A 20,477-nucleotide genomic window follows, 5' to 3' on the forward strand; every position below is an offset into this window, starting at 1 on the left:
CTGTCGGCCTTCCGCTGCCGATGGCACCATGGCCGTGCCGGGGTGGCCGGCGCGGCTGTGGCGGACGAGCGGTGAGGACGAACGATTGGTGCAGCACAACCCCGCGCATCCGCCGGCTGCGGTGGCGGACCACCGTTCACCGCTGGGCCATCCCGCGGAGCGGGTCGCCCTGCACGCCCCCGAATTCGCCGCCGACCCACACCGCGCCTACTACGAAATGCGCCGCCGCTGGGGCTCTTTGGCACCGGTCGAACTGGCCCCCGGTGTCCCCGCGACCCTGGTCGTCGGCTACGCCACCGCACTACGCATCCTCAACGACCCCGACCGTTTCCCCGCCGACCCGCGCACCTGGCAGCGCACCGTCCCCGCCGACTGCCCGGTTCTGCCGATCATGGAGTGGCGCCCCACCGCGAGCCGCAACACCGGCCCCGATTTCCACCGCTACCGCGAGGCCATCACCACCAGCATCGGCCGCCTCGATCTGCACGGCCTGCACACCACCGTCGAACGGGCCGCTGTCCCGCTGATCAACGATTTCTGCGAATCCGGCAGTGCCGACCTCATCGCCCAGTACGTCTTCCCGCTCACCTTCGCGACCGTCAATGCCCTGCTGGGCTGCCCCGCGGAGATCGGGCAGCGGGTCGCCGAGGGGATGGCCGCCCTGGTCGAAGGCGTCGACGCCGAGAACGGCAACCGCATGATCAGTACGGCGATGCTGGAACTCGTCGACCTCAAACGCGCCGAACCCGGTAACGACGTCACCTCCCAGCTGCTCGCCCACCCCGCCGCGCTGAACCAGGAGGAAATGGTTCACCAGGTCGCCGGCCATTACGGCGCCGGTATCGAATTCCAGCAGAACCTCATCGCCAACACCCTGCTGTTCATCCTCACCGACGACCGCGTCGGCAGCGGCGTCCTCGGCGGCAGCCTCTCCACCCGCGACGCCCTCGACGAAGTCCTGTTCACCGACCCGCCCCTGGCGAATTTTCTCATCACCTACCCCCGCCACCCCATCCTCGTCGACGAGGTCTGGCTCCCCGCCGACGAACCGGTGCTGATCAGCATGGCCGCCTGCAACAACGACCCCGCCATCCGTTCCGACGATCACGTCGGCAACCGCTCCCACCTGGCCTGGGGCATCGGCCGCCACGCCTGTCCTGCCCAATCCCTCGCCTACCTCATCGCCCAGAACGCCATCGACCAGCTCCTGGACGCCCTCCCGGAAATGGAAGCCGCACTCCCCGGCGGAGAACCGACCTGGCGCCCGGGCCCCTTCCACCGGGCCCTCGCCGAACTACCGGTCCGTTTCACCCCCTCCACCAGGCTGAACCTGTAACCGCCCGATCCCGGCCGGTCCGTGGCTCACCGCCCGCCCCGCATGCCGCACCGGCGGGTCGCTGCGGGTCCGGTGGGCTCGCCCACCTCGGGCCGGATCCGCGGCAGGGGGAGTAAGGTACTTGTATGGCCAAACGTAAGATAACGGTGACCATCGACGAAGAGGTCTTGGCCAAGGCCCGTCAACTGGGTGACGCGCACTTGTCCGCTGTGGTGAACGCGGCTCTCGCCGAGCACGTGGATCGGCTGGCGCGACGAGACGCGCTGCGAGATCTGCTCGAGGGCTGGGAGCGGTCCGTCGGCCCGGTCGGGGACGATGACGCGAGTGATGCTGCTGCCGCCTTCGACGAGCTCGAGGGTATCGGGTTCGGCCGTGAGATCGCCTGATGCTGCCGGTAGTCCTCGATTCCGCCGGTCTCTCCGCGGCGGCCGAGCCGAAGCCGCCGAAACGGATGCAGGCGCTGCTCGCCGAGGCGTACCGCCGCGGGAGTGAGGTCTTGGTACCGGCCGTTGTCTGCGCCGAGGTATGCCGCGGCGTCGCCCGTACGCGACAGGTCGAGACGCTGGTTGCTCGCACGCCTCGCGACGCTGCGGCGTATCGGCCGGTGCGGATAATTCCCACCGATTTCGATATAGCCCGCCAGGTCGGCGCGATTCTGAACGGCGCGAAGGTGGGCAGCAGGTATCTGGCGGATGCGCACGTGGTCGCGGTGTGCGCCGAGTTCGGTGGTGGCCTGGTGATCACCTCGGATCCCGACGACATCATGCATCTCGCGGCGGCGGTTCCGGCTGCCCGGATCATCACCCGAAGCCCCGACTGAGGCGGGGAGCGTGGTCGGGCGGCGGCGGAAGGCCCGGATGCGGCGGAGATGGTGTCAGGTGCCGTGTCAGGCCGGCGTCAGGCGGGTATCAGCCGCCGCGGCGACTGTATTCCCATGAGCAACGCAACGAGTACCGAATCGAACACCACCATCTGGACCGGCATGGTGCCGGTCGACGACACCGCACTGGCCGTCACCGACACCGGTGGCGCCGGCCAGGCGATCGTCTACCTCAACGGCGCCTACGCCGACCGGTCGCATTGGAAACGAGTGATCGCCGAGCTCGGCGATGGCTACCGCCACATCACCTTCGACGAACGAGCCCGCGGCAAATCGAAGCAGTCCGCGGATTACTCCTTCGAGGCGTGCCTGCGCGATATCGATGCCGTGCTCGCGGCCAGAGGCGTGGCCGGGCCGATCGTCCTGGTGGGCTGGTCGTACGGCGGGGTGCTGAGCTGGCACTGGGCCGACCGCAACCCGGACCGCGTCCTCGGCGTGGTGACGGTGGACGCCTTCCCCTACGGCCTGACCGGTGAAGAAGGCGCTGAGCGAATCCGCAAGCTGTTCCACAAGATGCGGTTCCTGCTGCCGCTGGTGCGCCCGTTCGGCATGGCCGCGCGGATGAGCGCCGCCGAGCACGCCGAGTGCAATATCGAACTCAACGAGATCGGCGCCGCCAGCGCGCCGGTGCTCGAACGCGCGACCCGCCCCGTACGTTTCGTCCTGGCCACCGGAGACAGCCTCGGCAGCGAGCACGATGAGATGGAGGAGGGTCGCAAGGTCCTCGAACCGATCCTCGCGCACAACCCGAATGTCACGATCAGCGCGAAGGTCGCCAGCAACCACTCCAAGATCCTGCGCAAGGATTCACCCGCCGTCGCCGCCGCCATCCGCGACACCGTTCGGCACGAAAGTCGTTGACCTGACTACAGTAAAGGCGTGGCACTGGAGTGGCTGGCGGTTGCCGGAACGTTGGGCGGGGCGCTTGTCGGGGCGGGCTCCACGATGATGGTCGAGACCTTGCGGGCGCGACGGGAGCGAACGGGCCGGCTCGAGGAGACCAGGCGGCAGGTGTATGTGAAAACGCTGACCGCGCTGACGCAGACCGACACCGCGATGCAGGCCCTCGCGATCGAAGGCCCGACTCCGCTGGGCCGAGCCGAGGCCACCGCCGCCTTCCGCTCCCACGATCTCGTCGCCACCATCTACGAACTGGAGCTCGTCGCACCGGAGGTCGTCAGCGATGACGCGTGGGAGGTCTACCGGCGACTGCGCGATATCCGCGAGATGCTGATCGCACAGCAGGTCGTAGTCGATCGCGCCGGTGCGGGCTCACCGGAGTGGCAAGCGGTCCACAATCCATTCCTGGTCGCACTGGACCGGCTACGCGCGGCCATGCGAGAGGGTCCCGGTGCACGCAGGCCGGTAGCCGCTGTGGACGAGCTGCCCCGCAACGCGCTGTCGGCGCAGGTAACACCGGGCGATGCACCGGGAAACCGGCCTGCGTGACCGGCCGGCCGCGCGTTCGGGGAGCGGACCGGGTCGTGCGGACGATCGGAACCTCGTGGTGACCGCCCATGGTCTACCCAATCTATATTCAGAGAATGGTGAAATTAGCTGACCGTCTCAATCGCCCGAATGCCGTGATTGCCTTCACGGACTCGGGCGGAGAGGGTGCTGTCGTAGTTCTGACGCATGGTGCGGGCCTCGACCATTCGATGTTCGATGCGCAGGCCGCATCTCTTGCTCAGCGGGGTTTCCGCGTGATCGTGTGGGACTTGCGCGGGCATGGGCAATCGACGCTCGCGGACGGGGCTCGGTTCACCGCCTCCGATGCGTTCGAGGATCTCGATGCGCTGCTTGTCGAATGTGCCGTCGGCGAGCCCGTGCTGGTCGGGCATTCGCTGGGTGGCAACCTCGTCCAGGCCTTCGCATGCGCGAACCCGGACCGCGTGCGGGGAGTGATCGTGCTCGACTCGACATGGAACGGCGGGCCGCTGTCGGTATTCGAACGAATCGCGCTCCGGCTCGCTGCGCCCGCACTGTCCCTGGTACCCGCGGGGCGGCTTCCTCGTCTCATGGCTCGCGCCTCGGCGGTGACTCCGGAGGCGATCGCCCGCGCCGAGGTGATCTTCGCCGGCATGCCCAAGACCCGGTTCCTGGAGGTGTGGCGGGCGACGGTGTCCTTTGTCGATCCCGATCCAGGACGTCGGTTCCCGGTGCCGCTCGCTCTCGTACGTGGCGCCGAAGACGATACGGGCAACATTTCGACCGCAATGCCGCGATGGGCGGCGGCCGAGGGCGTTCAGGAGTACCTCATCCCGAACGCCGGACATATCGTCACATGGGATGCCCCCGAACAGGTGTCGTGCACGCTGTTCGAGATCCTCGAGGGCTGGAACGACTCGATCGCGGGGGGAGAGACGTCGTGATCTCGACCGAGCGAGAGCAGTTCGTCAACGCCATGGGGGACATGCTCGCCACATGGAATCTGCCCCGCGCCACGGGAAGGGTCTACGGCGATCTTCTGCTGCGCGGAGAAGCAGCCAGTTCCGAACAGCTGCGCACCGATCTCTCGCTCAGTTCCGGGGCAGTCAGCACCGCGGTCCGAGAACTGGTGTCCTGGGGATTGGCACGCACTATCCCTCAACCCGGCAGTCGCCGGCTGCTCGTGGAGGCCGTCGGCGGCTTCGAGCAGCTTCTTGCCGCCAGCCACGAACGCACCCGTACCTTCGTGCGCACTCTTCGCGCCGCTGAAGAATTGACCGAGAACGCGCACGCGGCGGCTCGACTCCGCGATGTCACGAACTTGTTCACTTCCTACGTGGAAGCGGGTGAGTACGTGCTCCGTACGCATTCGCGATCGTGATCGGCGAAGTCGGCGCGTCCTTCCGGTGTCATGCCGGGGTCGAGAAGGCGGCGAACGCAGCATCCAGCAGTGTGCCGGGGCCCTCCCGGCCGTCGCTCGCACTCCACTGTCCGAGGAAGATCCACAAGCATTCGAGCGCCGCCGCGCCGCGAGGAGGTCACCGAACTCGCGCACAAGCTGCTCGCCGCCGGTATCCAGACCCGTGAGGGCGAACGGGACCACGAGCGCATCGCCACCAGCATCTGAGCCCCGAGTCTCGCCTGAAGCGCCGGAAACGGCGGGCGGGGGAGTGGCAGGGAAAGCGGCCGGCCATCGGCGGCTGCGGCTGGTGGTGATCAGATCAACTCCGCGACCGCTCCTTCGTGCACGGCCTGGTAGATGGTGTTGCGGATCGCGTTGGCCTGCTCCGAGGTAAGCGTGCGGTCGATGGGGCGCAGGACGATTCGCAACAGCAGGTTCACCTGACCCGCCCGGATTCCGAGGCGCGAACGTGCGGCCTCCGGCAGTTCGTCGTGCGGGGTCCGGGCGAGTACCTCGACCGATTCGACCACGTCCGCATCGTCCCCGAGGGCGGTGCGGATTCGGTCGCCGAGCGTCTCCTCGTCCTCCTCTTCCGCCAGCACCACGGAAATGTCACGTCGCGACGCCGGAAGCGGTGAGACGTGCTGCCACGGCGCCAAAGTGAGCATTTGCGCAGCAATGCGGGGGTCTTCGGCGCGCAGGTACCGGATGTCGGGGATGGACTTGCGGAGCATCAACGCGCGCTCCAAGCCCATACCCAGTGCCAGCCCCGACCACTGCTGCGGGTCGAGGCCCGATCCGCGCAGCACGTCGGGGTGAATGCGCCCGCACTCCGCGAGTTCCAGCCATTCGCCGTGGTGGAGCACGTCGATCTGATGTCCGCCCACCGTGTACGGGTGCACGACTTCGGTCGCTTTCCACTCGGCACCCGGGAGTACCGCGTCGACCAAAAGCCCGATCATCGTGAGCATGTCGGCGTCATCGGTCGTCGCGGTACTGCGAATGCGCCAGAGATCCACCTGGTGCGGTTCGCCGACGTGGCTGCGGTCGACCGCATCGCGCCGGTAGACGAGTCCGGGCACCACGATCAATTCATCGACACCGGCCCGGCCCGCGTATTCCTCGAGCGCCCCCGGGAGTTCCGCGCTCGTATGACTGCGCAGCATTACCGTCGGGCTGAGGTAACGGGTGTAGCGGCGAGCCCGGGTGACATCACCCCGGTCGTAGCCGAGGCGGTCGTAGTTCTCCCGCACCGGCACGATCGGCGAATTGCGCACGTAGCGGACGGTGCTGCCCCATTCGGTTCGCAGCGCGGTCACTATCGCGTCGAGAAGCATTTGCATGGCGTGCTCGCCTTGCGAGGGGTCGGTCAGATCCCGGATGTTCAGCGCGCGGGAAAGCTGGACAGAAGTCAGATAGTCGGCATGCGACATGAGAAGGCCTCCGAAACGGTTGCAGGCTCGGCAAGGGATGAAATTCCCCCCGGCCGTGCCTGCGGAGACCCGGTGCTATCGGCGCACGTCGAAGACCCCGCGGCCGTATCCCGGCCGGGGGTGACGAAATCGCTGCTGCCAACGCACGGCACCAGAATACCTGCCGCAGCCCACCCCGGTGCTCGCCGTCTCACACGGCCGCGACGCCCAGCAGTGCTGGAGGTCGCGCGATCCGTATCCGGGACGCCGGTGCCGGCGACCTACTGCCGGGGTCCCGACCGGCGACCGCCCCATTGCGACCATGCTCGAGACCGGACGTCTCCCGACGAACCCGACCGCGATCGGTGCGCTCGGGTCGCCGAAAGGCGCTGGTACGCGGGACGGGTCCGCGGTGGCGGTGCGGTGCCCGATCGTAGGGAGGTATCGGGCGGGTTGGAGATCCGGCCGCCCTCAGCTGTTTGCGGCAACGCCGCGAAGGAACGCATCCCATGCGGTCGGCGCGAAAACGAGCACGGGCCCGGCCGCGTCCTTCGAATCACGGACCCCGACCACGTCGGCCAGGTGCGCGACCTCGACGCAGTCGCCACCAGCCTGGCTGTAGCTGCTCTTGTACCAGCTTGCTCCGGATAGATCCCTGCTCACTTCGCGTACTCCTCAGCTGTTTTCGGCAACCCCACGAAGGAACGCGTCCCACACGCTCGGCGCGAAAACGAGCACGGGCCCGGCCGCGTCCTTCGAATCACGGACCCCGACCACGTCGGCCAGGTGCGCGACCTCGACGCAGTCGCCTCCATGTTGGCTGAAGCTGCTCTTGAACCAGTCGGCGCCAGATAGATCACCGTTCACCGGCGTACTCCTCTGCAATCTCCTGCACCAGATGCTTGGTGCCCTCAGAGCTCAACGCTACATCGCGCAGACTTGCCACCGCTGCCCGATGACGCTCGATCTCGCCCTCTTCTTCCAGGAAGAGCGCCCCGGTGAAGCCTTCGACAAACACCACAGGAGGCTCGGACGGTCGACCGGGGCGAAGTGGTGGGAACTCGAACAGCGTGAAGGACTGGGTAATCAGTCCGAAATGCCCACCCACGCCGAACGGGATGATGCGAATCGTCACGTTCGGCCGCTCGCTTATTGCAAGCAGGTGCTGGATTTGTCCACTCATCACCCGTCTGCCCCCTACCTGGTGGCGCAGCGCTGCCTCGGAGAGCAACACATCCAATGAAAACCCAGGGGCGTCTTCGAGTCGCCGTTGCCTACGGGCAATGAGTTCGAGGTGACGTTCCCTATTTACCCCCGAGATGTTCGGACCGGTTGTTTCCATGATCCATTCGCGGTAGGCGGGGGTTTGGAGCAAGCCTGGCAGCAGCGTGAGCTGGAATGTTGTCATGCCGGAGCATGCCTGTTCGAGGCTCATGAAGTGGTCGAAATGCGGATTCACCACGTCGGCGTAGGCGCGCCACCACCCCCGGGACGGATCACCCTTCGTCGCTTTCACCTCCTGGAGTAGGCCGAGTACTTCCTCTCGTACATCGTCATCGGCGCCGTAGAACTCCAAGAGGTCTCTGAACTGCGCGGTGCTGATCCGGACCGGTTGCCCCTCTTCCAGACGCCCGATCCCTTGCTTCGACACCTCGATCGCAAGCCCCGCGGCCAACTGGCTCTTCTTCGATTCGAAGCGCAGTTCCCGCAGCCGCCGCCCCAATGCCCGCCGCGGAAGAGTCGATCCAATAGCCATTCCCACCCTCGCTATCCCGTCGTGGTCCAGAACGGACCTATGTTTTCTGGACCTACCCATACTGGACCGCCGGCGATATCGCGGGACTGTCCCGAATGGGCTTCTCAGTGAACAACTTTCGTTGTCTACTATATCCACCCGTCAACCGGAAACCTCGGATAATCCCCGAGCGCAATTGCTTTCGTAAAAACCTTCGCGACATTGCCGGACGCAGACTTTCCGCACCCGGCAGTAACAGTCGTGCCCGGTCGGCGGTCCCAGTCAATTCTCCGAAAAAGGTTCGAGTAAATGACGATACGTCCGGAATGCGAAACAATGCACGCGCATCGCCCCCGAGCGATCGGCCACCTCCGCACCGACCTCTCCGGCGCACTGCAGCCCCGTCACACCGAAGCCATCCGCCGCCTGGCATGCCACCAAGGCCTCACGCTGGTCTACATAGTCCGCCTGGGCCCCGACTCCGTCCCGGACCCCATAGCCCACGTCCTCGATCTGATACGCGCCACCGCGGCGACGACACTGATCGTCCCCGACCTCGCCCACCTCGAAAACCATCCCGGCCGCGTCTGCGACACCTGCGACCTCATCACCGTCTGCCCGGAACAGCTCTGGACGAAAGCCGGCACGAGCACCCGCCCCGCGTCGCACGAACCCCTCTGGCTACCGGATATCCGGCACAGCGAACCCGACACCCGGCTGCGCATCATCGACGCGCACCGAATCATGCAGGAACACCGAGCCTGTAACCCTTTGGACTGCCCCCGCAAAGCCGCCGCCTTCACCCGCCTCACCGAAGCCGGAAGACTGGTACCCGCCACCCGCAGCCCCCGCGAACGCGCTGCCGCCCGCGGCCTCCCGTACCCACCGGCCGAACCGGCCACCACGCGCGCCGACCTGCCGGTCGAAGTCCTCCACCGGCTGCTCACCGGCCTCACCCGGGCTCAGCCATGAGCACCGGCCCAGCCCATCGGCCCGGCACCGATGTCCACCTCAGCGTTTTTCTCCACGGTCTCCGCCTCGATTACCGAGCCCACCCCGCCGCCGCTCAACTCTTCCTCTGCGAATGGAACGCCCACCACGGCGCCCACAGCGCCGCCCTCCTCCCCGGCGACGCCCACGAATTCCCCCGCCTACCGTGCGAACGCCTCTACCTGGCCGTATGACCCGGCCGGCCGGTGGACGGTCACCAGGTTTAATCCGCAACTCATCCCGGACACAGTTCAGTGTCGACATCTCCGCTGGTCACCGCGGCTGTGCCATCCTTGAGAGTCGACATGCCCTAAGCAGCACCTGACAGGCAAACCAGCCGCAGCGTTGGCCAGGAGGCGTGATGATACGACCCCTCCACCTCCGCTACGGGCTCCGCCGACCGGATGCACCCGCTTCGAAGGAGGCGTCATGACCACAGGTGGTTTCGACCCGATGTACGGCCAGGCCGACCCCATGTACGGCCAGGCGACGGGAATCAAACCGGGCGGCCTCGGTAAACGCGCGGGCGCCCGATTCATCGACTGGATCATCGCCGGCATCATCGGCGCAGTCTTCTTCTGGCTGCTGGGTGTGGTCGCGGACCTGCCCGACTGGGTGTCCGTCCTCCCGGGCGCAGCCTTCGGCTGGCTCTACTTCATCGCCTTCGAAGTCTCCTCGGGCTCGACCCCCGGGAAGAAACTGCTCGGCCTGCACGTCAACGGCTCCGACAATGCCCCGAAACCCAGTCTCAAGGACTCCGCGATCCGCAACCTCTACATGCTGCTGAACCTGATCCCGTGGATCGGCGGCTTGCTGTGGTTCATCGCGGCCCTCGCCATCGCCTTCACGATCAGCTCCAGCCCGACGAAACAGGGCTGGCACGACAAGGTCGCGGGCGGCACCCAGGTCATCGACGAATAACTCAGGCTGCGTCCTCGCCACGTAGTAATATGTAGTACATGACTGTGACGGCTCGGGAGTTCAACCAGAGATCCTCGCAGATCCTCGCGGCGGCGGCGCGTGGGGAGACTGTCACCATCACCAAGAACGGCGTCGCTGTCGCGCGTATCTTGCCGATTTCCGACGACGATATCCCCGACTATCCGACCGGCTCGATAGGCGAGATCGATCTCCCGGACCTGGGTCTTCCGGACCTGAGCGACGAGGAGATCGAAGAAACACTCGCGGGAATGGGGGAGTGAGCCTGGTTGCCGTAGCCGATACCAATGCGCTGTATCGGTTGTTGGATCCGAAGCTGACAGGCCATGAGGCACACAAAAAGGTGCTGTCTGTAGTCAGCCGACTCATTATCTCGCCCATGGTTCTGGCGGAGCTGGACTACCTGGTCGCCACCCGTGCCGGAGCCCGGAAAGCGGTGATGGCTGCGCAGTTCATCACGCGCAATACCGGCCTTCGGCGGTTCGAAATCCCTGAGGTCGCTGATCACTTGACGGTGGCGGTCGCCGTGGCGGAAGAGTACGAAGACGCCGACGGGGGAAAGGGTGTCGGGTTGACGGATGCAATGAATGTCGCCTTGGCAGCTGCGTACCGTACCGATGCGATGTTCACCTCGGACTGCCATTTCCGCATGATTCGTCCCCTGACCGGGCACAGTGCGTTCCGGCTGATGCCTGACGATCTGTAGGTCGGCTGCGCATGTGGTCGCGGTGTCGCTCAACGCCTACATTCTCCTCAACCTGACTCCCTGGATCGGCGGCCTCCTCTGGTTCGTCGCCGCCATCGCGATCGCGGTCACGATAAGCGGCAGCCCGACGAAGCAGGGCTGGCACGACAAGGTCGCGGGCGGCGGCCCAGGTCATCGACGAAAGCGCCAGCAATCGGCTTCCGGATTCCGGTGGCAATCCCGGACGCCGGTGGAAGTCGGTCGGCGAAGGCTCCGGAATCACGTATCAAAGGGTTCCGTCCTGACAGGCGGGGGTTCCCACGTCGGGTTTCGTGGACCGTAGAGGCGCAGCATGAGCCGGAAACGACCTGGTGGGCACGGAAGCCAGTTTGCCCCCGGCCGAGTGGGTTGCTGCGTTTGCAAGTGGATGGTGATGGAGCCGTCGGCGCCGACGTGTAGTCCGGGTGTGCGATCGGTGATCGCGTAGCGGTCGATCGCATTGTCGTAGAGCAGGCCGCCCGCGTGGTAGACGGTCAGCGACCAGAACTGGTCGACCGGCGGACGGTTTCCACGATCGAACCGGACGGTGTAGCAGCGGGTTCCGGTCAATGGCCTGCCGCTGTCGTCGCGTTCACACACCGGGTAGAGCGCTTCTTCGGCGGGGTTGATATAGATTTGCGAATGAGCGACCGCGGCGCGTAGCAGGAGGTCGCCACCGAAGTCGGTGCCGCGATCGTTGATCGACCATCCATTCACTGTCCGGCCGAGCGCGGCGACGTGTTGTTCGATTGCCCGTAGCCCTTCCACGAGACCCAGATCGGCCGAACGTCGTAGTGCCGGATCGTCCAGGGCGGTACGTACGGTGCCGAGTGCGTCCGTGACCCACTCAGGTACCTCGGTCGGCTCTGTATCGGCGAGTACCGCGCTCAACGAATCCAGAAATGCCGCAGTTTCATGGGTTTCGTCCTGCCGTTCCCGTTCGACGAGGCGACGAGGTGGTGCAGCCGCCGGCGTGCCCGGTCCGCTGAGTTCGATTCGATCCTGCAACGCGTGGACCGTTCGGAGATCGTCGCCGCGACCGGGGTCGACGAGTATTCGGATCGCCACCATGACGAATCGTGACCGGCACCCGATCGTCGTGACGCAATCTCTCTCGGGCACCGGACGACTGCGGTGGTGCACCATGATCTCCGGCGTTTGCGGACCGTGCGTGCGTTGTCCGAGCACCGCCGCGGTGGAGGAATCGGCCTCACCGATCTGGATGCTGTAGTACCGGTCCCCGAAATCGGGTAGTCGGAGCCGGAAGGCGCCGCAGGCGAGGTCCAGGAATGCCAGCGAGTAGAGCGTGTCCACATTGGGGGCGACCCCGCTCGTGAGCGTCGGATCCGAGAGTCTCCGCTGGTGGCCGAGGCGATTCACGGCCGCGCCCGCCGAGGTATCCGGCCGCGGAGCATCCGGGGTGAGCGGCAGCGTGAAGCGCAATCGCAGGCGCTGGGCGAAAACGTAGGGGTAGCCCCAGATGTGTAGATCCGCGGCCCGGCCCGCGATCTCGTCCGGCTCGAGGTGCTGTTTCCGGCTGTTCATAGGCCACCCATCTTAGTGAACTGACTTCAATTAGACTGATCTGGTGAGCAGAGGGCCGAACCTTCGGTCGTGCTGGGTCGGTGAGAGGAGACGCCGTGGTGGCCGATGCGGGGTACAACGTCCGGCGGCGATTTCCCATGCGGGTCTACGGTCGCGGCACCGAGCCGGACGCCCGGTTCAGCCTGGCGAACGAGCGCACCTACCTGGCCTGGATACGCACCTCGGTGGCGTTGATGGCGGCCGGGGTGGCGCTGCAGGTCTTCGGGATCGGCGGCCGTTCCGGCCCCGGCGTGCTGGCTTCGACTCTGCTGATCGTCTGCTCGATCGTGCTGCCGGGTGCTGCCTGGGTGAGCTGGGCCCGGGTCGAGCGGAGTTTGCGTGAGGACGCTCCGTTGCCTGCGCCGAGCATGGCCGGACCGTTGGCCGTGGTTCTCGCTGTCGCGAGTGGTCTGGTCTTGGCGGCGATCCTCCTGTGATGATGTGGCACCGTCGCCGCAGGCCGCAAGGGGCCATCGCACCCGCCGACGGAGGGCTGCAACTGGAACGCACCGCCCTGGCGTGGCGGCGTACCGGATGTTCGCTGATGATCTTCGAATTGGCGGCCGCCCGCGTGGCGGCCGAATGGGGCCAGGGGTTTATCGCCGTCCTGTTCATCGCGGCCACCGCGCCGACGCTGGTGGTCATGCTGAGCGGGTGGTCGCGACCCGCGACGGCCGGTCACCTGTTGGCCGAGGACGAGCACGGCGTGGTGTATTCGAACTCGTCGACCGGTCTGCGCGGTCTCTTGCTGGCACTGCTCGTCGCACTGTTCGCGATTCTCTGTCTGCTGGTGCTGTCGAGTGGTGCGGCCGAGGTCTGGCCGGCCGGCGAATCCAGCTGACCGGGGCCCGGCCGCTCCGGGGGCATCGAATCCGTCAGCCCTGGAAAAGCTGCTGCCATTCTGTCGAGGATCGGTCCACGTACTCCGGGGTCAGCTTCGCGGGGTCGGGGACGCGAACGTCGTGTGCGTCGGCGGTGGCGGCGGGGATACCAGGCAGCGCGGTGGCTACGCCGATTGCCTGTGCGGCCTGCGCTTCCGGGCCGACCATGAAATCGGCGAGCACCTGGGCTGCGTTCGGATGCGGGGCGGTCGCGGTGATGTGCCCATAGAATGGCACACCCCACGACGGCTGCGGCAGCACCCAGTTCACCGGGGCCCCCTTGGCTTTCTCCTGAACCAGCGGCTGCACCGTGGGTGAGGCGACGACCTCGCCGGAGGTCAGTGCCTGCGCAACTCCCAAGGCGCTGGGATAGATACGTGGTTGCAGTGCCGCGAGCCGGTCGACGTAATCGTCACCGAAGTTCTCTCGGTAGTAGTCGTAGAGATCGACATACGAGGCGATCCCGGTCGGGTTCACCACGCCGATCTTGCCGGTGTACTTCGGATCCAGCATGTCGCGCGGATCGTCGAACCCGCCGGGCACCGCATCGGTATTCCATCCCAAGCTGAATGTGGCGGCAACATCCAGGAAGAAGCGGTCGTTCTTGATGCTGCGGTCGGGTCGATACTCCGGTCGTTCACGGTTGGGACCGCGCAACGCCTGTGAGTAGCTGCCCGACTCGGCAGCGTTCGCGATCCACGAGGTATCGGTGACGACGTGTACGTCCGCGGTTCCGCGGCCGGTCCGGTTCTCGGTTTCCACGCGCGGGATCAAATCGGCATCCGTACCGCGCACGAATTCCAGCGTGATATCGGGATACTTCTCGTTCCACGCCTTCTTCAGGCTTTCCAGGATCGCCGGGTGCTGACTCGAATACAGCAGCACCGAGCCCTCCTCACGCGCCGCGGCCACCACGTCGTCCCAGCTGCCCTCGACCGAAGAGGTCGTGCCGCCGCCACCGCATCCCGCCGCGACAAGCGCGGCGCCGATGATCACTGCAAGCCTTCGTCTGAATCCCGCCACCGCAATCTCACTCTCTAGAGTCGAACTGACATCAGTTCAGCAGATATGGCAGAGTGGTGTCAATCACGTTCCGGGGCCCACGGGGCGCACGGTGGTGATCGACAGCGAGGAGTGTGAAGCCGATGCACAGCGGTCGGGACGAGAACGAGCCGTCAACTGATCTGCGGACTTATGAGCCCGGTTCGGCAGACCAACTGACCGCCTCACCGCGGCCCGATATCGTTCCGCACGATTCCGGCGCCCGGGAGCTGCTGACACGCATGCTGACTCTGCAAGCGGTTGTCTACGGATTGCCGAGCGTCTACCAGTACGCAAGCATGTGCGCCCAGTGCGCCCCCAGCGGCGCCGACGGCCTGTGGCGACTGAACGAGTTCGCCCACAGACGAGAGCCGGCCGGTCCGGACTATCAGGCATTCCGTGTGCCCAACGTCGACACTCTGTACTCCAACGCCTGGCTCGATCTCACCCACGGGCACGTGCGGCTCGATCTCCCCGACTTCGGCCACCGCTACTACACCCTGAACTTCCTCGATGCCTACAGCAATGCGAGCAACATCAGCGCCCGCACCCACCCCGGCCGCAACCGCTTCCTGATAGCCACGACCGACTGGACGGGTCCGGTGCCACCGGACTGCACCCTGTTCCGCGTGGCCACCCCGCTCATGTGGATCCTGATGCGCATTCAAGTGTTCGGGCCAGGTGATCTGACGAATGTTCATCGGCTTCAGGACGCCGTCCACATCCACCACGACGACGACCGCCACAGAACATGGCCCGTGCTGGATCAGGCTCAGGTCGAAACCTCGCCCGAAGCCTTCTTCCGTGCCCTGGACGCCTCGTTGCGGATCAACGGCACCCCCCTCCGCGACGCTGCGCATGTCAGGCAATTTCGCGTGCTCGGCGTCTGCGCCGCCGACCGAAACCCCGGCGACCTGGACGAATCGAGCCGCCAGGGTATGCGAGCGGGCTTTCACGACGCGCTGGCACTGCTGGCGCAGTCGCGGTCACTTCTCGGCGAATCGGTCGGCACGGGTTGGACCCAAGTCCTGGACAAGGGCGCCCATGGCGACAACTTCCTGGCCCGCGCCGTAATGAACTTCGTCGGGCTCGCCGCGAATGTCGTCGAAGAAAACTGTTCCTACAACACCTATGCCGACGCCACCGGCGAACCGCTCACCGGAGCCGGCGATCGCGTCTACCGCATCGATCTCGCCGACCCACCGCCCGCCGAGGCATTCTGGAGCATCACTCTCTACGAGGCCGAGACCGGCCGACTCTACGACGCACCGGGTGCCCGGTACTCGGTCGGAAGCGGCGCCGGCTCCGAGCATTCGGCGCCTTCCGACGGTCCGACAGTAATCACAGTGAGTACCGCACCGCCGACGGACTCGAGCACCTGGTTGCCGTGCCCGCCATTCCGGTTCTTCCTGGTCCTACGGATGTATCAGCCGACGGCAGCCGCGACGACCGGGCGGTGGAGGCCGCCGCCGGTTCTGCGAGGCGGTCGACAATAGGCTCGCCTGGTTCGGTTCATTACCTGACCGATGAGCACGTGGTCATGGATGCGTTCGACCAGGAGCTATGGTTAGAAGACGGCCCACCGGATCGCGCGGCAGTCAGCTCGCGGCCTTGAATGCGGCGAATCTTTCGTCCAAGCGTTCGGGGGAAGGGCGCTGTCGGGGCGATCTCGGCACGGCGAGCGACTGGCCGTCGAATTGCAGGAATCCGTGCTCGACAACCGGGCTCTCATCGCGGCTGTCGAACAGCGTCTTGCTGATCACTACCTGGTAGTCGGGAGAGATTCCGATCAGGTTGGTGTCGTAAGCCGAATGATGAAGCTTGCAGAGGCACAGGCCGTTCTCAACTTCGGGAGTACCGTGTTCCTCCCCGTCGGGGGTGATATGGGCGGCGTCCAAGAGCTGCCGATGCCCTAGCTTGCAAACACTGCACTTATTCCCGTAGGCGGTCATGATTCGACCTCTGAATTCTGGCTGATGCAGGCGTTTCCGATTGATGGCCTGGGCGTAGCTTCGTTCGATTGGCTTGAGGTGCACGGGGTCCTCGGCATCGAAGAGCCGTTCATCCAACGCTAAAATGAAACGCCGTCGTTCGAAGTCGTCATGGATCACATAGACCGGGAAGACGGGAACATAGACGCCTTTTTCGATCCATCGAAGCAGGATCAAAGGAAGGTGTTCCTCGTGGGCGATTCTGAGTTTTCTGTTGTCACTGTCGGTGCTGCCGTCGCGGTAGGCATAGATGAATGTCGAGTCATCGAGCTCTGCGTCATCATAGGGACTATCCGGCTTCGACATGATCGACAGCGTTGCAGCGAAGTCACGCGGATTCCAGATGCCTTTGTTCTGGTCGATCAGGCGTTGTATCCGTCCACCGACAGGGAAAGCGGCGAGCTCGGAACGCGTCAACGTGCCCTTGTTCGCAACTTGCTTCGCAAGGTGATCGAAGATCATGTTGCGTAGCTCGACCTCTAACCCGCGTTCCACGAACGAATTCTGGCACTTCGGATCTCGGCTGTCACGATGGACAAGATCATCCGCGGCCGAAAGGTGAAGGTATCAGTAGTCTGGCTCGGTGACCCGGGCGGTGATCTTCGATGTAGGAGACGCTGACTTGGGCCTGGATACATAGGACGAAGGTCCAAGGGTGACGAACTGACGGTCTGGCGGATCAAGAACCTCGACGGGTTGGTCGTGATAGTTCGCGCGGAGAATGCTGTTGGCCGACCGCCGGCCGAATCCGGCAGGCTGGCCGTCCAGTGGCAACCACCTACTGGCCGTCCGGCTGGTCAGTGATCGTAGAGCTCCCTAGAATCTCTATCCGTGATCGGTTCTGAGACGGCAGTTGCCTTCGACGCACTCCGGGAGGCCGATTTGCATATCGACCGCCTATACCTGGGCGGTACCAACGGGACGGCGGGGGACGACGCTTTGGCTCGGCTGCTTCCAGTTGGAAACCAGGGCGGGTTTCGGCCCAATGGTTCGGTTCGGAAGAAGACGGTGCGGCTGGTGGCCCTGTATACCACTGGGGCCGAGCCGGACTGGCCGGACCACCTCGACCCGGAGACCGGAATCTTCACCTACTACGGAGACAACCGCGAGCCAGGATCTGAGCTGCACCACACCAAACGCTCCGGCAATCTACTGCTGCGGGATGTCTTCGAAGCAACCCACGGCCTGCCCGAGGAACGGGCGGTGGTGCCACCGTTTCTCTGTTTCGAGAAGGCAGCACCAGGTCGTTCGGTCCGCTTCCGAGGGCTTCTCGCCCCTGGCACGGAAACGATGACATCCGATGAGGACTTGTCCGCGATTTGGCGTCATACGAAGGGTTCCCGGTTCCAAAATTATCGCGCGTTCTTCACTGTTCTCGATGTCGGCATAGTGCAACGCAGTTGGCTGGCATCGGTCCTTGCCGGCGAACCCACCCTCGGACCCGGTTGCCCTGAGCCGTGGCGCGAATGGGTCGAGGGGCGCGTATATCGCCCGTTGGTTGCACCGTCGACATTGACCATCCGGACGAAGGAGGAGCAGCTTCCCGATGATCCTGTGGGTCGGGAGATGCTGACAATGATCCGTGCACATTTCGAAGGCCGAGAGACAGACTTCGAAGAGTGTGCCGTGGCAATTTGGCGCATGATGGCACCCGCCACAGGGAAATGCACGGTGACACCTCCCTCTCGTGATGGTGGCCGCGACGCGGTAGGCGACTACTTGCTGGGTCCCGGTGCCGACCGGGTCGCTGTTGAGTTCGGACTGGAAGCAAAGTGCTACAGGGAAACCAACAGCATCGGTGTCAAGGAGATGAGCCGGCTGATCTCCCGGATCCGGCACCGGCAGTTCGGTGTATTCGTCACGCTGTCCTACTTCGCGAAACAAGTCTATGAGGAAGTCAGGGAAGACGGTCATCCCATAGTCATGATTTGCGGACGCGATGTGGTCGACTCATTGCGGCAGAAGGGATACAGCGATCCCGAGCGGCTTCGGAAGTGGCTGGACGAGGGGTTTCCGAGAAAACGGCACATCGATTCGGTCGTGGACCTCGGTCGCTCGGTAGCAGTCGGTGACAACATCCTCGACGGAAGCAGATCGCAGGCGGCAAGCAGCCAGGTGTAGATGGCTCGAACGCCCTGGGCCAGCGACTGTCGACCGAAGCGATCCAGGCGCCGACACCAGAGATCCGGGGACGGCAATGCGGCTGCGAAGCCTGCTTGTCGCGGTGTGTGCGGCATCTTGCCTGCTCCGGTCGACTGCCGGACCCCGGCCGAGCATGATTGCGCCGTGGACTTGTGGGCGACGGTGGATCGCGGGACCCGGCGGTACTGGAAGACGTTCGGACGGCCGGTAGACCTGGGCGGAAGGCATTCCTGGCTGCGGGCTCCCGTGCTCACCGACGTCGATGGGGCGGTGGAGGACAACTGGCTGAGGGCCGAAGCCGAGCGGGTCGGTGGGCGGACCGAGAACGACCCAGAGGCCGGTCTGCTGGCGGATATCGGGGTGCTCGGGGGAGCCGGGTTCGATCCGGAGCGGTTGCATCCGGACGTCCGGGATTTCTATGAGCGCACTGCGTTGTGGCGGATGGAGGCGTGGGTGCAGTGGGCGCCCGTTTTTGCGGTAGGTGGGTGGTTCGTTACCAGGTTCTTCGGGCGGCGGGTGGGGCAGTTGGCGTTGCCGATTCGGCCGCTGGATACCGCGCGGGGGATCGACAGCCGGGTCGAGCGGGTGGTCGGCGCGGACGGTGGGTATCGCGGTGCAGCGTGGTTGCGGACTTCCCGGGCCACGGGCGAGTACATCTACAGCGGGTTCTATCGGGTCTCGCGGCTGCCCGGGGCCGATCAGCCGAGTGTGCATGTATCGTTTCCGCTGCCGTTGGGGAACGTGCAGGTGTTTCTGCGGCCGCAGGTCGGGGAGGGTGGGGCGTTGCGTCTGGTGTCGCCGCCGGGCGCGTTCGGGGCCGACGGTGCGTATGTCACGGTGGTCGATGGTGATCGTTGCTGGGCGTCGCGGATTCCGATCCATGAGGAGTTCCACGTGTTCGCCGACGGCGCGAATCTGCTGCGCACCGACCACACGCTGGCGCTCGGGCGTGCCACGGCGCTTCGGCTCCATTACCTGCTCATGCGTGATTGGGTTCGGCCCTGACGGCCTCGCCGATTCGCCTCAGCGCGAGCGTAATACTGGCTGGGGTGCGCGCCGGGGCCTAACGTCGCGCCCATGACCGCCGGAACTTCCACGCTCAACGACATCACCGCTGCTACGGCCGACGCGGTGGCACAGGATCCGGCGAAAGCTACGGTGGTGTTCCGCGCGTCGGGGATTCCGCAGGGGACGGTGGGTAGTGCCATCACCGCGGGTGCTCATGGGTTGCGGGTGGACGAACCGCCGTCGCTCGGGGGCGAGGACACCGCGCTGAATCCGGTGGAGGCGTATCTCGGTGCGCTGATTTCCTGCCAGATCGTCACCTACCGGTTCTGGGCGCAGCGGCTGGGGATCGTGGTCGACGATCTGTCGATCGAGGCCGAAGGTGACCTGGATGTGCGTGGGTTCTTCGGGCTCGACGACACCGTGCGCGCCGGGTTCCAGGCGGTGCGGGTGCGGGTTCGGATCAGCGGGCCCGAGACCGCGCAGCGTTATGCGGAATTGCAGGCCGCTGTCGATGCCCACTGCCCGGTCCTGGACCTCACCACCGGTGCGACACCGGTCGAGACCACGCTCGAAACCGCCTGAGTTCCAGGTCGCCTATCGTGAAGTGGCGGTGCGCCGGAAAGCGCACCGCCACGGTCACGAGATCAGCTGGCTTGGCAGACGAACATCCATTCGGTGCCGTAGTGCTGGGCGGAGCTTTCGTCGAGATGCACCCACTCGTAGTGTCCCGGGACGCCGCCGCCGGCGGTGCACGGGTCGCCGACCTTCTTGCCGTCCGGCGGCGGGGGCGGGCCGGGCTGCTGTGCGCCCGGGAGACCGGGTAGCCCCGCGCTACCGGAAGGGACCGCGGCTGCGGTCGCCCCCGAGAAACCCAGAACTGCCAAGGACATTGCCGCGATCATGCAGGCCTTCTTCATAAATGCCTCTCCACTCGACGTTCGCGCACGGTCGGCCCCGCGACCGGTTGTCGCCGGGTGAGCCGGA

The 20,477-nt window shown here is 65.5% G+C and carries 26 protein-coding genes; 18 read left to right on the top strand and 8 right to left on the bottom strand.

All coding sequences use genetic code 11. The features are described 5' to 3' along the window. Positions 1-28: 28 nt before the first annotated feature. From ACQEVO_RS04550 to ACQEVO_RS04580, 7 genes are all read left to right on the top strand, one after another. Positions 29-1,336 (top strand): cytochrome P450, encoded by a 1,308-nt coding sequence (locus ACQEVO_RS04550; protein WP_432909161.1) that lies wholly within the window; start codon positions 29-31, stop codon positions 1,334-1,336. A gap of 125 nt (positions 1,337-1,461) precedes the next feature. After that, complete coding sequence (locus ACQEVO_RS04555; protein WP_432909163.1) at positions 1,462-1,722, top strand: type II toxin-antitoxin system CcdA family antitoxin; 261 nt, start codon at positions 1,462-1,464, stop codon at positions 1,720-1,722. Continuing rightward, a complete protein-coding gene (locus ACQEVO_RS04560; protein WP_432909165.1) occupies positions 1,722-2,156 on the top strand; it encodes a type II toxin-antitoxin system VapC family toxin in 435 nt (144 codons plus the stop codon). The genes ACQEVO_RS04555 and ACQEVO_RS04560 overlap by 1 nt, the downstream gene beginning before the upstream one ends. Before the next feature lie 114 nt (positions 2,157-2,270). Then, positions 2,271-3,077 (top strand): alpha/beta fold hydrolase, encoded by an 807-nt coding sequence (locus ACQEVO_RS04565; protein WP_432909166.1) that lies wholly within the window; start codon positions 2,271-2,273, stop codon positions 3,075-3,077. 18 nt (positions 3,078-3,095) lie between these two features. Then, entirely contained in the window at positions 3,096-3,665 is a 570-nt protein-coding gene (locus ACQEVO_RS04570) for a hypothetical protein (protein WP_432909167.1), read from the top strand. Positions 3,666-3,733: 68 nt separating this feature from the next. Next, the gene (locus ACQEVO_RS04575) at positions 3,734-4,588 is read left to right on the top strand and encodes an alpha/beta fold hydrolase (RefSeq protein ID WP_432909168.1); all 855 of its coding nucleotides are present in this window, start codon (positions 3,734-3,736) and stop codon (positions 4,586-4,588) included. Beyond that, positions 4,585-5,025: a GbsR/MarR family transcriptional regulator gene (locus ACQEVO_RS04580; protein WP_432909170.1), complete on the top strand. Its 441-nt coding sequence runs from the start codon at positions 4,585-4,587 to the stop codon at positions 5,023-5,025. Before ACQEVO_RS04575 ends, ACQEVO_RS04580 begins: the two co-directional genes overlap by 4 nt. A gap of 335 nt (positions 5,026-5,360) precedes the next feature. On the opposite strand, the gene ACQEVO_RS04585 is transcribed toward ACQEVO_RS04580, so the two are convergent. The 4 genes from ACQEVO_RS04585 to ACQEVO_RS04600 all read right to left on the bottom strand — a co-directional run bounded on the left by ACQEVO_RS04585 (position 5,361) and on the right by ACQEVO_RS04600 (position 8,214). Then, complete coding sequence (locus tag ACQEVO_RS04585; RefSeq protein ID WP_432909172.1) at positions 5,361-6,479, bottom strand: hypothetical protein; 1,119 nt, start codon at positions 6,477-6,479, stop codon at positions 5,361-5,363. A 450-nt stretch (positions 6,480-6,929) separates the two neighbouring features. Further along, positions 6,930-7,121, bottom strand: coding sequence for a DUF397 domain-containing protein (locus tag ACQEVO_RS04590; RefSeq protein ID WP_432909174.1), 192 nt, complete (start codon positions 7,119-7,121; stop codon positions 6,930-6,932). A gap of 12 nt (positions 7,122-7,133) precedes the next feature. Further along, entirely contained in the window at positions 7,134-7,325 is a 192-nt protein-coding gene (locus tag ACQEVO_RS04595) for a DUF397 domain-containing protein (RefSeq protein WP_432909176.1), read from the bottom strand. Further along, on the bottom strand, positions 7,315-8,214 hold the full coding sequence (locus ACQEVO_RS04600) for a helix-turn-helix domain-containing protein (protein WP_432909178.1): 900 nt from the start codon (positions 8,212-8,214) through the stop codon (positions 7,315-7,317). The genes ACQEVO_RS04595 and ACQEVO_RS04600 overlap by 11 nt, the downstream gene beginning before the upstream one ends. 288 nt (positions 8,215-8,502) lie before the next feature. On the opposite strand from ACQEVO_RS04600, the gene ACQEVO_RS04605 reads away from it, so the two are divergent. From ACQEVO_RS04605 to ACQEVO_RS04625, 5 genes are all read left to right on the top strand, one after another. After that, the gene (locus ACQEVO_RS04605; protein ID WP_432909180.1) at positions 8,503-9,165 is read left to right on the top strand and encodes a hypothetical protein; all 663 of its coding nucleotides are present in this window, start codon (positions 8,503-8,505) and stop codon (positions 9,163-9,165) included. After that, positions 9,162-9,377 (top strand): hypothetical protein, encoded by a 216-nt coding sequence (locus ACQEVO_RS04610; RefSeq protein WP_432909182.1) that lies wholly within the window; start codon positions 9,162-9,164, stop codon positions 9,375-9,377. Before ACQEVO_RS04605 ends, ACQEVO_RS04610 begins: the two co-directional genes overlap by 4 nt. Before the next feature lie 235 nt (positions 9,378-9,612). Beyond that, on the top strand, positions 9,613-10,104 hold the full coding sequence (locus ACQEVO_RS04615) for an RDD family protein (protein WP_432909184.1): 492 nt from the start codon (positions 9,613-9,615) through the stop codon (positions 10,102-10,104). 38 nt (positions 10,105-10,142) lie between these two features. Further along, the gene (locus ACQEVO_RS04620) at positions 10,143-10,385 is read left to right on the top strand and encodes a type II toxin-antitoxin system Phd/YefM family antitoxin (RefSeq protein WP_432909186.1); all 243 of its coding nucleotides are present in this window, start codon (positions 10,143-10,145) and stop codon (positions 10,383-10,385) included. Beyond that, the gene (locus ACQEVO_RS04625; RefSeq protein WP_432909187.1) at positions 10,382-10,828 is read left to right on the top strand and encodes a PIN domain-containing protein; all 447 of its coding nucleotides are present in this window, start codon (positions 10,382-10,384) and stop codon (positions 10,826-10,828) included. Before ACQEVO_RS04620 ends, ACQEVO_RS04625 begins: the two co-directional genes overlap by 4 nt. Before the next feature lie 258 nt (positions 10,829-11,086). Here ACQEVO_RS04625 and ACQEVO_RS04630 read toward each other — a convergent pair whose 3' ends face one another. After that, positions 11,087-12,391, bottom strand: a complete 1,305-nt coding sequence (locus tag ACQEVO_RS04630) for a DUF1254 domain-containing protein (RefSeq protein ID WP_432909189.1) — start codon at positions 12,389-12,391, stop codon at positions 11,087-11,089. 95 nt (positions 12,392-12,486) lie between these two features. Between ACQEVO_RS04630 and ACQEVO_RS04635 the strand changes: the two genes are divergently transcribed. Together ACQEVO_RS04635 and ACQEVO_RS04640 are read left to right on the top strand one after the other, a co-directional pair. Next, positions 12,487-12,867, top strand: a complete 381-nt coding sequence (locus ACQEVO_RS04635; protein WP_432909191.1) for a YidH family protein — start codon at positions 12,487-12,489, stop codon at positions 12,865-12,867. After that, the gene (locus tag ACQEVO_RS04640) at positions 12,867-13,271 is read left to right on the top strand and encodes a DUF202 domain-containing protein (RefSeq protein WP_432909193.1); all 405 of its coding nucleotides are present in this window, start codon (positions 12,867-12,869) and stop codon (positions 13,269-13,271) included. Before ACQEVO_RS04635 ends, ACQEVO_RS04640 begins: the two co-directional genes overlap by 1 nt. Before the next feature lie 34 nt (positions 13,272-13,305). Here the strand turns inward: ACQEVO_RS04640 and ACQEVO_RS04645 are convergent, their stop codons facing one another. Then, positions 13,306-14,307 carry an ABC transporter substrate-binding protein gene (locus ACQEVO_RS04645; protein WP_432909195.1) on the bottom strand — a complete coding sequence of 334 codons (1,002 nt, stop codon included), beginning with the start codon at positions 14,305-14,307 and terminating at the stop codon, positions 13,306-13,308. Positions 14,308-14,456: 149 nt separating this feature from the next. Here ACQEVO_RS04645 and ACQEVO_RS04650 point away from each other — a divergent pair, with 149 nt between their 5' ends. Beyond that, positions 14,457-15,848 carry a DUF1254 domain-containing protein gene (locus ACQEVO_RS04650; protein ID WP_432909197.1) on the top strand — a complete coding sequence of 464 codons (1,392 nt, stop codon included), beginning with the start codon at positions 14,457-14,459 and terminating at the stop codon, positions 15,846-15,848. Positions 15,849-15,950: 102 nt separating this feature from the next. Here the strand turns inward: ACQEVO_RS04650 and ACQEVO_RS04655 are convergent, their stop codons facing one another. Beyond that, positions 15,951-16,838, bottom strand: a complete 888-nt coding sequence (locus tag ACQEVO_RS04655; RefSeq protein WP_432909199.1) for an HNH endonuclease — start codon at positions 16,836-16,838, stop codon at positions 15,951-15,953. A 336-nt stretch (positions 16,839-17,174) separates the two neighbouring features. Between ACQEVO_RS04655 and ACQEVO_RS04660 the strand changes: the two genes are divergently transcribed. From ACQEVO_RS04660 to ACQEVO_RS04670, 3 genes are all read left to right on the top strand, one after another. Beyond that, a complete protein-coding gene (locus ACQEVO_RS04660) occupies positions 17,175-18,464 on the top strand; it encodes a restriction endonuclease (protein WP_432909201.1) in 1,290 nt (429 codons plus the stop codon). Between the two features lie 165 nt (positions 18,465-18,629). Beyond that, positions 18,630-19,490 carry a hypothetical protein gene (locus ACQEVO_RS04665; RefSeq protein WP_432909203.1) on the top strand — a complete coding sequence of 287 codons (861 nt, stop codon included), beginning with the start codon at positions 18,630-18,632 and terminating at the stop codon, positions 19,488-19,490. A 72-nt stretch (positions 19,491-19,562) separates the two neighbouring features. Beyond that, positions 19,563-20,075 carry an OsmC family protein gene (locus ACQEVO_RS04670; protein ID WP_432909205.1) on the top strand — a complete coding sequence of 171 codons (513 nt, stop codon included), beginning with the start codon at positions 19,563-19,565 and terminating at the stop codon, positions 20,073-20,075. A gap of 62 nt (positions 20,076-20,137) precedes the next feature. Here ACQEVO_RS04670 and ACQEVO_RS04675 read toward each other — a convergent pair whose 3' ends face one another. Continuing rightward, on the bottom strand, positions 20,138-20,383 hold the full coding sequence (locus ACQEVO_RS04675; RefSeq protein ID WP_432909207.1) for a hypothetical protein: 246 nt from the start codon (positions 20,381-20,383) through the stop codon (positions 20,138-20,140). Between the last annotated feature and the right edge of the window lie 94 nt (positions 20,384-20,477).

Source organism: Nocardia sp. CA-290969 (genome assembly GCF_050936135.1).
GTDB lineage: Bacteria > Actinomycetota > Actinomycetes > Mycobacteriales > Mycobacteriaceae > Nocardia.